General features: G+C 72.3%; 7 protein-coding genes. All 7 read right to left on the bottom strand.

All coding sequences use genetic code 11. The annotated features are described in order from the left end of the window. Window positions 1-1,006, bottom strand: a 1,006-nt coding sequence (locus tag CSR00_RS03735) for a PPE family protein (RefSeq protein ID WP_141564258.1), incomplete at its 3' end; no start/stop codon positions are given. A 7-nt stretch (window positions 1,007-1,013) separates the two neighbouring features. Further along, entirely contained in the window at window positions 1,014-1,328 is a 315-nt protein-coding gene (locus CSR00_RS03730; RefSeq protein WP_099021052.1) for a PE family protein, read from the bottom strand. Continuing rightward, entirely contained in the window at window positions 1,325-5,251 is a 3,927-nt protein-coding gene (eccCa, locus tag CSR00_RS03725) for a type VII secretion protein EccCa (RefSeq protein WP_099021051.1), read from the bottom strand. Before eccCa ends, CSR00_RS03730 begins: the two co-directional genes overlap by 4 nt. Continuing rightward, the gene (eccB, locus tag CSR00_RS03720; protein ID WP_099021050.1) at window positions 5,248-6,762 is read right to left on the bottom strand and encodes a type VII secretion protein EccB; all 1,515 of its coding nucleotides are present in this window, start codon (window positions 6,760-6,762) and stop codon (window positions 5,248-5,250) included. Before eccB ends, eccCa begins: the two co-directional genes overlap by 4 nt. Beyond that, window positions 6,759-8,582 (bottom strand): type VII secretion AAA-ATPase EccA, encoded by a 1,824-nt coding sequence (eccA, locus tag CSR00_RS03715; protein WP_099021049.1) that lies wholly within the window; start codon window positions 8,580-8,582, stop codon window positions 6,759-6,761. The genes eccB and eccA overlap by 4 nt, the downstream gene beginning before the upstream one ends. A gap of 139 nt (window positions 8,583-8,721) precedes the next feature. Then, entirely contained in the window at window positions 8,722-9,612 is an 891-nt protein-coding gene (locus tag CSR00_RS03710; RefSeq protein ID WP_099021048.1) for an SAM-dependent methyltransferase, read from the bottom strand. 19 nt (window positions 9,613-9,631) lie between these two features. After that, window positions 9,632-10,504, bottom strand: coding sequence for an oxygenase MpaB family protein (locus CSR00_RS03705; RefSeq protein ID WP_099021047.1), 873 nt, complete (start codon window positions 10,502-10,504; stop codon window positions 9,632-9,634). Window positions 10,505-10,507 lie beyond the last annotated feature (3 nt).

Raw genomic sequence — 10,507 nt, 5'->3', positions numbered from 1 at the left:
CTGAAGAAGATTCCCCCGCCCGCCCCGGCTCCGGCGCCGGGGCCGGTGCGGGCGCCGGAGCCGGGGCGGGCGGGGGAATCTTCTTCAGCAACTCGTTGGCGCCGACCACACCCAGGGTGATGGCCAGCGGGATCAGCGCCGGGGAGGCGATGACCAGCGACCAGGTGGTCCAGCCCAGCGGCTGGAAGATCGCCTGGTAGCCGACGGCGAACAGCAGCGGGAACCACGTCACCAGCGCCTGCGCGGGGTTGGTGAGGAAATCGGTGATCAGCGAGATGGTGTTGCCGATCGGGTCTTTCAGGAAGTCGATGATCGGCCCGAAGAGCTGGTCGAGGATCTTGCCGTAGAAGCGCAACAGGTCGGTGAGCAGGTCCACGAGGTTGAACGACTCCCCGGCCTCGACGGCCTGGGCCTGCGCGGCGGCCGACATGACGTCGGCCGAGGCGGTGCCGGCCTCCCCGACCCCGGGGGCCAGCATCATCGGCGCGGGAGCGGTGCGCGGCGCCGACGCCAGCGCGGTCCCCGAGATCGCCTGGTAGGTGGCCATGGTGGTGGCCGCCTGGATCCACATCCGGACGTAGTCGGCCTCGTTGACGGCGATCGGGATGGTGTTGATGCCGAAGAAGTTGGTGGCCAGCAGCACACCGTGGACGGCGTGGTTGGCGGCCAGCTCCCCCAGCGTGGGCATCGCTGCCAGGGCCGCGGAGTAGGCGGCCGCCGCGGTCTCCTGCTGGGCGGCGACGCCGGCGGCATCGGCCCCGGCCTGGGTCAGCCACGCCAGGTACGGGGCATGGGCGGCGACGTAGCGTTCGGCGCTGGGGCCCTGCCACGACCCGGCCTGCACGGAGCCGAGCAGCGCGCTCAGTTCGGCTGCCGCCGCGGTGTATTCGGCGCTCAGGGTGTTCCAGGCGCCGGCGGAGGCCAGCAGTGGGCCCGGGCCGGGTCCGGCCGTCAGCAGGGCCGAGTGCACCTCCGGCGGGGAGGCCATCCAGATCGGGGCGGTCATCGGGGCCTCACCGTCCCCCGCGGGCGGTGAGGTAGGCCGTGGCGGCCTGCGCGTCGCCGGAGGCGTAGCTGGTGCCGGATTCGGCCAGGCCCGCCCCGGAGCGGCCGAGTTCGGTGATGCCGTGGGCGGCGACCGCCGCGTGCTCGAGCCCCTGGGCGCTGAAACCCGCGGCGGTCTGCAGGGACACCGGGTCGGCGGCGGGCGGGACCACGGCGTCGATGAGCGCCTCGGCGGCGGTGTGCACGCCGGCCAGCCGCGCGGTCAGCGCCTCGACCGCCGCGCTGGTGGCGGCCAGTCCCTCGGGGACGACGCGAAGTGTCATGACGGATTCCTCCCTGGGTGGATGTCGGCTCCCACGAACGGGTTGACCAACTGCAGCCGGGTGGCGGTGTCGGTGTCGTCGAGCAGCACCGCGCGCCCGGGGGGTTGCCGGGTGAACCGGTGGCCGCGGACCTTGCCGGCCTCGGTGGGGTTGCCCGACAGCATGAGGGTGGTGGCCTGCAGGTCGCCGAGGCGGCGCAGCAGCGGGCTGGTCATCAGCCCGTGCGCCGATCCGGTGGCCCGCCCGGTGACGATCACCCGCAGCCCCAGGTCGCCGGCCTGGGCGAGCAGGCCCAGCAGCGGGGTCCAGGGGCGTTGACCCACATGGGGTCCCGTCACCGCGGGGGTGTCGGGGATCTGGTCGACGTCGTCGATGAGCAGATAGTGGGTGTGCCCCGAGTAGCGCCAGCCGGCCAGCTCCTGCGGCGAGAGTCCGGCCGGGGGCCGGCGGGCCTCCAGCAGCGCCGAGAGCCCCAGCATCGCCGGGGTGATCCGGTCGGTGTTGGCGGTGTACTCGTTGTCGTCGAACAGCGGCTCGTCGACCAGGTGCAGGCGCCGGTCGATCACCGTGAACGCGAGCTGCTCGGCGGTGGAGTGCTCGCGCAGGGTGCGGATCAGGTGCCGCAGCAGTGTGGTCTTGCCGGAGCGGGTGTCCCCGAAGACCATCAGCAGCGGGTGTTCGGCGAAGTCGAGGGCCACCGGCGTCAGGTCGTCCTCGCGCTGCCCGATGACCACGCGTTCGCCGCCCAGATACAGCGGGGCCACCGCGGCCGGCTCCAGCTCGGTGGGCAGCAGCCGCACCGGCGGGGCGACCACGCCGGGGTGCCGCGCGTTGAGGGCGTCGATCTCGTCGAGTGCGGGCGCGGCGAACAGGAAGTGCTCGGCGGCCATGGTCAGTCCGCGGCCCGGCTGGTCGTGCGGGACGGTCTCGGCCGGCCGGCGCAGCGCCCCGGTGACCCGGACGTTGGAGTCGCGGGGGTCGGGCAGGCGCAGTTCCAGGCGCATGCCCAGTCCGTCGCGCATCGCCAGCGGCACGTCCAGCCAGTTCGGGGTGGTCACCACCACGTGGATGCCGTAGGCCAGCCCGGTGTTCGCCAGCTCGGACACCCGCTCCAGCAGCGGGTTTCGGGTGTTGAACTGGTCGGTGTTGTCACGGCCGAACGCGTAGAGGTTGTCGATGACCAGGAACACGTGGCCGGTCCACGGTTCGCGCTGCCGGGTGGCCAGCAGTTGTTCCAGTTCGCCGAAGGTCCGCCGGATCCGCTCGCCGTCCAGGGGGGAGGCCACCGACCCGACGTGGGCCAGCCCCTCCAGGGCGGCCAGCTGCCCGCCGCCGTAGTCCAGGCAGTAGAACATCACCTCGGCCGGGGAGTGCAGCGCGGCCGCGGCGGTGACGAACGTCTGCAGCGCGGTGGATTTCCCGGACTTCGGGCCGCCGTGGATGATCAGGTTCCCGGCCGCCGAGGTGGCGTCGAAGATCAGGGGGTCGCGGCGCATCTGGAAGGGGCGGTCGATTTCGCCCAGCGGCCAGCGCAGCTGGTCCTGCCCGATGCCGGCGTGCGCCAGCAGCGCGGGCAGCGCGATGCTCTCCTCCAGCGGCGGCAGCCACAGCCGCGGTGCGCGCGGGCCGTAACCGGCCAGCTGGTCGCCGATGGTGGCGATCAGCTTGCGCGGCGGGCCCTGGGGTTCGGACTCGTCGGGCAGGGTGACCACGTCCTGGTCGGGGTCGACGGCCCCGGCGGTGAACAGCTTCGGTTCGGGAACCGTGGGCACCACGAATGATCGCACCGCCCGCGGGGGTTCGTAGATGCCGTCGACATAGGTGCTGCGGAACTTGACCGGCTCGGCGCCGGGGGCGGGCACCAGGAAGCCCTCGCCCTTGTGTTCGCGGCCCGACTCGATGTGGTAGGCGTCCTCGACGCCGATGATCTGGCGCGACACCGACGGGCTGGCCACCTTCAGACCGATCCGGTAGGAGGTGTTCTTGTCGATGTCCTTGATACGCCCCACGTCCAGGGTCTGGGAGGCGAACAGGATGTGGATGCGGAAGGACCGGCCCTTGCGGGCGACGTAGTCGAACAGTTCGGCGTACTCGGGGTGATCGGCGAGCATCAGGGTGAACTCGTCGGCCACCACGAACAGCGTCGGCAGCGGCGGCAGGTCGTACCCGCCCGCCTCGGCGCGGGCGGCCTCGTATTCGGCCACCGAGTTGAACGCCGCGCCCTGTACGCGCCGCCCGGCCTCCCGCAGCAGGGTCTCCCGGCGGGCCACCTCGCCGCGCAGGGTGTCGGCGAACCGGTCGGCCAGGGAACGCTTCTCGGCCATGTTGGAGATGACCGCGACGACCTGGGGGAAGTTCCGGAAGATGTCCGCGCCGGCCTCGCCCTTGAAGTCGGCGTAGATGACGATCAGCCGCTCTGCGGAGTGGGTTGTCAACAGCGACAGCAGGATCGACATCAGCGTCTGGGATTTCCCGGACCCGGTCATGCCGATCATCAGGCCGTGCGGGCCCATCCCGCCCTCGGCCTCGTCCTTGAGGTCGAAGTACAGCGGTTCCCCGGTGGCCGTGACCCCGATCGGCACCCGCAGCTCCTCGTCGCGGGGCCGCGGCGCCCACAGGGTGGCCACGTCGAGATCGGAGGCGTCCGGGATGCCCAGCAGGGTGGTGAACGTCGCGCCCCGGGTGGCCGCCGACCGCAGCCCGCTGTGGGTGGGGTTGGAGTCCCACCGGGCCAGCCGCCGGGCCAGGTGGGCGGCCTCGTCGGCCGACAGCGCGTCGGCGTGATCGACGTACGGCGCCCAGCCGCCGGTCCCCCAGCGTTGCAGGGCCCCGCCGGCGACCCGCAGGATGGGCCGCTCCGGGTCGGGATACTGCTCGCGGTGCGGTTCGTCCTCACCCAGATGGATGACGGTGACACCGGCCAGGCCGGCCGAGAGCACCGAGGCCGGCAGGTCGTAGCCGGGTGCGTCGACGACGATCAGCAGCTGGCGCAGCGAGCGGTCGGCGGTGCCGTCGAACAGCGGACGCTCGGCCAGCACCGGCCCGATCGCCGGGATCAGGTCGTCGGGGTCGGCGAACAGGTAGCGCGCCGGTCCGACGCCGTCGACCTGTCCGGGGATGTCGGTGTGGGGCAACCACTTCAGCCAGGACCAGTCCGGTGACTCCAGGTCCGGGCCCGCCAGCGCGACACCGAGGACGCCGGCGTCGTGCCAGGTGACGGCCTGGGCGAGCCAGGCCCGCACCGCCGCGCGGACCTCGGCCCGCTCGCCGAGCACGGTGACGCGGCAGACCGTGGTGACGTCGATGCCGGTCGGGGCGTCGGCGACGGTGCGCTGGACCTCCAGCAGGCCGCGCAGGGTCGCGTGCGACACCGGTTCCAGGTCGATCTCGTCGGCGGAGTCCTTGACCTTGAGCGCGGTGTCCAGTGCCACGTCGTGGCGCCCGGTGCGCAGCACCAGGAAGTCCGGGTCGTGGGGGTCGCGCTCCCACTGGCGGCGGGTACCCGGGATGGCCGCCAGCGCATCGGGTTCGGGGTGTGACCATTCGGCCGCGGCCCGCTGGTCGGCGGCCTGGGCGCGGGCGTTGTCGCGGACCACCGACAGATAGCGCAGATAGTCGGCGCGTTCGGCGTCGACCTCCTCGGTGCGCATCTTGTTGTCGGTGCCGCGGTAGAGCGCCGTGGCCGCCAGCAGCAGCACGAACGGGAAGAACAGCATCTGCGGTGAGATCAGCCGCATCCCGGTGGCGACCATCGCCACGATCATCCCGACGATCAGGATGACGATCAGGTACGGCAGGGCGCGGCGCAGCAGCGACGGCGGCACCACCCGGGGCAGCTCCGGCGGGGCCTCGATGGTGATGGTGCCCTTGCGTACCTGCTGCGGCGTGAGCCGCCGGCGCGCCTCGAAGATCAGTCTGCTCATCGGGTCTCCTGCCCACCGGTCGTGGGGGACGTCGTGGGGAACACGCTCAGCGCCGCGGCCTTCGACAGGGCCGGGCCGGCGCCGAACAGCGACAGCATCGACCACGGGATCGGCGTCGGGGGCGGTGTGAGGCCCAGGGCGGCGACGGTGTCGTCCGTCCCCGCTATCCCGTAGCGGACGCCGGTGTCGGAGACCCAGAACAGCGCTCCGGCCGTCGGCGAGGCGGGATCCTGGCCGACCGTCTGCACGAAGTAGCCCGCCCCGGCGGGCAACGCCACCCGTGCGGCCGCGCCGGCCGCCGTGCCCGGGAGGTCGACGGTCTGCACACCCTCGCGCACCGGCAGCGCGGCGCCGGAGAGCAGGGTCAGCGTGCTGGTCTGGGCGTCAACGGGTTTGGACCAGTGCGCGCAGGTGACCGGCGCGGCGGCCGGGTCGACGGGGTGCAGCTGCCGCTGCGGGTAGGACGCGGTGTCCAGCAGCTGGGAGACGGGCAGCCGGGCGACGTCGTCGGCGCCGAGGCGTGGCGGCTGGGCCAGGCCGTAGGAGTCGCTGTTGCGCAGGATCGAGGCCAGCACCGGGGAGACCGGCTGCAGGCCGTCGGGCAGCACCGCATAGTGCAGCGGCGTGTTGTCGGCACCGTAGGCGACCACGACGGCGCCGACCGGCGCGGCCACCGGCAGGGCGAACTGCGGCGGCGTGCCCGCGCCGGGGATCACCGGGGCGGCCAGGGCGGCGCCCTCGGGGATCGCGTTGAACAGACCGGGCGTGATCGGCTGGGGCGCAGGGATTTCGGCGTTCCAGCCCAGCGCGGCGGTGACGGCGCGATCGCCCAGGTCGATCGGGCTGCGCCGGCCGTCCCACAGCAGCCAGGTGGCCGGGCCGGTGCCCGCCGGGGCCGCGCCGGCGACCAGGACCGCGGAGTCGTCGGGCAGCGTGGTGGCGCGTTCCCCGCCGCCGGCGGGCGGGCCGGCGATGACCGTGACGCCCGGGGCGACGGCGTCGGAGCCCTGGCAGGCCACCCAGTCGGCGTCGGCGCCGCCGGTCTGCACCATGCGTTCGGGTGCGCCGGGGATGCCGATCATCGCGCCACGGGGCAGGCTGTCCAGGTCGGTGCCGCGCACCTGGGTCGGGTTGACCGCCTCGCCGACGATGAGCCGGGCCGAGGTGAGGTTGAGCACCGGATGCAGTTGGTCGTCGACCCGCACGTACAGCGCGGCGGTGTCGCGGTCGGCCAGCACCGCGTTGGTGCCGACCTCGCCGCCCGGACGGATGAAGGAGAACACGAAACAGCCCAGCACGCCGGTGATCACGATGAGCACACCCATCAGCACCGCGCGCGACTGGGTGCGCAGCGGATCGACGAGCATCCGGGTGTCGTGCAGGGCGACGCCGGAGGCGATGCGGCGCATGACGAACCGCCATCCGGTCACCTGGTGACGGGTGACGAACCCGCGCCGGTAGGTCACCCGGTCGGGGTTGTGGTTGTCCGGGGTGCGGGGGGTGAAGCTCATGCCGGCACGCCCAGACCCAGGCCGCGCAGCAGCGGGGCCACCGAGTTGCGCACGTCGGAGACGGTGATCGTCATCAGCTCCTCGTCGGTGAATTCATGGCCGCCGGCCAGATCGGAGTGATCGAGGCGGAATTCGCGTTCCTCCTCGGAGCGCTCGACGACGTTGCGGACGAACCGGCCGTTGCCGGCGACGTCGAGGCTGCGGCGGTCCACCCCGGCGGCGTCCGGGGTCGTCGAGGACGCCAGGTGGCCGAACAGCGCCGTCAGTTCCTCGACCGCGGCCCGCTCGAACACGCTGTCGCGTTGGGCCGCCATCGCCGAGGCGATCTCGACCAGCTCGCCGGCCGAGTAGGACGGGAAGTCGATGCTGCGGGTGAACCGCGACCGCAGGCCCTCGTTGGTGTCCAGGAAGCGGTCGAGATCGGCGCGGTAGCCGGCGATGATCACCACCAGCCGGTCCCGGTCGTTCTCCATGCGGGCCAGCAGGGTGTCGATGGCCACCAGGCCGAAGTCGTTCTTGGCGCCGGTGGCCACCAGCGCGTAGGCCTCGTCGAGGAACAGCACCCCGTCCAGGGCGCTGTCGATGATGGCGTTGGTCTTGTGTTCCGTCTCGCCGATGTGCTGGCCGATCAGGTCCGCGCGGTGCACCTCGCGGACGTTCTCGCGCTTGAGAAGTCCCAGCCCGCAGTAGATCTTGGCCACCACACGCGCGATGGTCGTCTTACCGGTGCCGGGCGGGCCGGCGAAGACCAGGTGGTGCGCGCGCTGGGCCACGGCCAGGCCGCGCTCCTGGCGCAGCAGTGCCATGGCCACCGAGCTCTTCAACCGCGCCACCTGGTTCTTGACCTCGTCGAGGCCGATGAACTGCCCGAGCTCCTCCTCGGCCTCGGCAAGCAGGACGGCCTTGCGGTCGTGGGCGTCGGGGTCGACGAAGTCGGCCTCGCTGGGCTCGGTGTCGGGATCCCACGGGTCGGTGCGGGCCTCGATCCGCGCCGCGCTGGTGGTGACGAAGCCGTGGGACGGGTCCGAGAGCGCGTGCTCGATCTCGTCGTTCTCGGGATTGGCGGCGTAGAGCTCCTGCAGGGTCTCCGCCGCGGACTCCTCGTCGCCGTGGGCACGCAGGGCCAGCGCCTTGGCCAACCCACCGTCGACCGTGGCCACCGCCACCGGGCCCGCGGGCTCCTCCAGGTAGGACAGCGCCGGGGCGACCATGCCCAGCCGCGCCAGCGAGGTGCCCAGCGCGACCCGCACGGCGTGCGCGAACGTCTCGTCGAGCCCGGGATCGTTGACGATCGGGGTCAGCAGCTTGACGACGTCGGACCAGCGTTGCGCGCGGTGGTGGGTCGCCGCGGCGACCCAGCGGGCCTCGTGAAAGGTGTTGCGGCGGGCCAGCACCTCACCGACGAGGGCGTCGGACGCGGCGAGCTCACCGGCGCGGGCCAGCGCCGCGGCGTAGGCGAGGTGGAAGTCGTCCGGGCCGGTGGCCCGGAACTGCAGGTACAGCCCGGTGTCGTAGGTGAAGCCGAGTGCGCCGGGCGCCAGCTCGACGCGGCGCGCCAGCGCGCCGGCGCTGGCTGCGGTGGCCGAGACGGCCCGCAGCACCGGCATGGACGTGTCGCCGGCGGCGGCCAGCCCCGTCCAGGCGTCGCACTGGTCGTGGGCCATCCGGGTGAGCGCGGCGAAGCCCGACCGCGCCGCGGCCGCGTCGGCGGGCCGCCGGCGCTCGTAGACGGTCAGCCCCAGTGCCTTGCAGCAGGTGGCGAAGCGGCTGACGACGTCGGCGTCCACCCGGGGCACCGCGATCGCTCGTTGGTCGTCCATAGCTGTCTGAACGGACGCAGCACACGGCTGCCCCCGCACGTCTCCTCAAGATAGTTTTGGCTTAGCTAACTTTGCTGAAGTTAGCATTGCATAAGCTAACTGTCGAGAGGTCCGAGCGGGGGTCTACGGGGGGTGCGGACTACCCCTTCACGGCCCTGACCAGGGTGTTCGACTGGACCATGGGGTAGGCCTCACTCGTGGCGTCGGGAAGCGGCCGGGCGAGCGTACGAAGATACGTGGCCAACGGCGTCGGCATAGCCGTCCAGCCGCGCTCACCGAACCAGTCGGCGGCCCGGGCGTAGCGCTCGTTGTAGATCAGCGTGAAGAACTCGCCGTCGTCGGCCGCGAGTTCGGCGGCCTTGGCGGCCTCGTAGGCGGGTTCGGGCATCGGCTCGCCCTCCTCGATGCCGACGTGGCTGCCCGCCGCGGCGAGGTCGTCGATGCCGCGGAACAGGTCGCCCTGCGCGGCGGCCGGCAGGTAGATCATCAGCCCCTCGGCCAGGAACGCCGCCGGCCGGGTGGCGTCGAAACCGTCGGCACGCAGCGCCCCGGTCCAGTCGTCGCGCAGGTCGACGGCGACCTCGCGACGCTCCGCACCCGGACGCGAGCCGCGGCCCTCCAACACCCGGCGCTTGAAGTCGAGCACCTGCGGCTGGTCCAGCTCGAAGATGACGGTGTCGTCCGGCCAGGGCAGCCGGTAGGCCCGCGAGTCCAGGCCGGCCGCCAGGATGACGATCTGGCGCACCCCGTCGGCGGTGGCCCTGGCGAACATGTCGTCGAAGTAGCGGGTGCGCGCACCCTGGTAGTTCACGAAGTGGGTGCCGAACTCGGTGTGCAACTTGTCCCCGGGGGCCTCGCCGTCCAGGACCGCGGCCCAGCGGCCGCCGACGGCGTGGCAGAACACCGAGGCGAACGGGTCGACGGCCAGCGAATCGGGTTTGTCGGCCTCCAACGCCCTTGCGGCGGCCACGAATAACGCCGTGGAGCCGACGCTGGTGGTGATGTCCCAGGTGTCGTTGTCGCTACGCATGCCCGCGAGGGTACGCCGACTAGACCAACGGACGTCCCGTGCGGATCCGCCGGTCCAGGTCACGCAGCAGCACGTTGAACGGGAACTGGCGCACCGGCCGGGGCAGGGCGTGGTTGACGGTGCGCAGCGCCGCCATCAGCCGGTCGAAACGGCGCTGCCGGCGCTCGTCCCAGGGCAGCCGCATCTCGTCGCGGAAACGTTGCGGCAGAAAACCGGTGGTGATCAGCAGGGCCAGCTCCTCGTGGGCCTGCTGCACCCGCCGGGGCAGCCGGACACCGCGGATCCGGTTGGCCGCGATCGGGTAGAGGAACTCCCGGATGGTGTCGTCGATGTGGACCTTCTCCAGCGACTCCTGCCAGTAGCGTTCGAACGCCTTCCGGTCCTCGGGCCACATCTCCGGCGGCACCTGCAGCGTGGTGCCCATGCTCATGCCGTCGCGGTAGTGCTGGTCGGCGGTCTCCTCGTCCATCTCGCCGATGAACAGCCGGTACACGTCGACCCCGCCCTTGTACAGGCAGGCCGCCACCCACAGCTGCAGGTCCTTGTCGAAGGCGTTGTACTCCACGGGACTGCCCTCGGTGGAGTACACCTGCGCGTGGGCACGGTTGACCGCGCGCCGGTAGGCGGCCTTCTGGGCGTCGGTGCCCCTGGTGGCCACGGCCAGATAGGTGAACGTGGTGCGGGCACGCTTGACCGGGTGCTTGTCGATGCGCCCGCTCTCCACCCGGCTCTCGGCGACGCCGTAGCCGACGCCGGGGCGGGCCAGCTGCATGATCACGTTGGCCGGGCCGGCCAGCAGCGCGACACCCATCAGGCCGTCGTCGCCACCGGCTCCGCGCCGCGCCCACCAACCACGCCGTGGGGGCGCCACCCGAACATCGCTGATCGTCATAGG

The organism is Mycolicibacterium palauense (assembly GCF_002592005.1).
Lineage (GTDB): Bacteria > Actinomycetota > Actinomycetes > Mycobacteriales > Mycobacteriaceae > Mycobacterium > Mycobacterium palauense.
Note: the sequence above shows the minus strand (reverse complement) of the source record. Positions and strands in the feature narration are given on the sequence as shown.

Coding starts and splice junctions, on each gene's coding strand:
- CSR00_RS03730 (WP_099021052.1), bottom strand. CDS start 1,328: ATGACACTTCGCGTCGTCCCCGAGGGACTGGCCGCCACCAGCGCGGCG.
- eccCa (WP_099021051.1), bottom strand. CDS start 5,251: ATGAGCAGACTGATCTTCGAGGCGCGCCGGCGGCTCACGCCGCAGCAG.
- eccB (WP_099021050.1), bottom strand. CDS start 6,762: ATGAGCTTCACCCCCCGCACCCCGGACAACCACAACCCCGACCGGGTG.
- eccA (WP_099021049.1), bottom strand. CDS start 8,582: ATGGACGACCAACGAGCGATCGCGGTGCCCCGGGTGGACGCCGACGTC.
- CSR00_RS03710 (WP_099021048.1), bottom strand. CDS start 9,612: ATGCGTAGCGACAACGACACCTGGGACATCACCACCAGCGTCGGCTCC.
- CSR00_RS03705 (WP_099021047.1), bottom strand. CDS start 10,504: ATGACGATCAGCGATGTTCGGGTGGCGCCCCCACGGCGTGGTTGGTGG.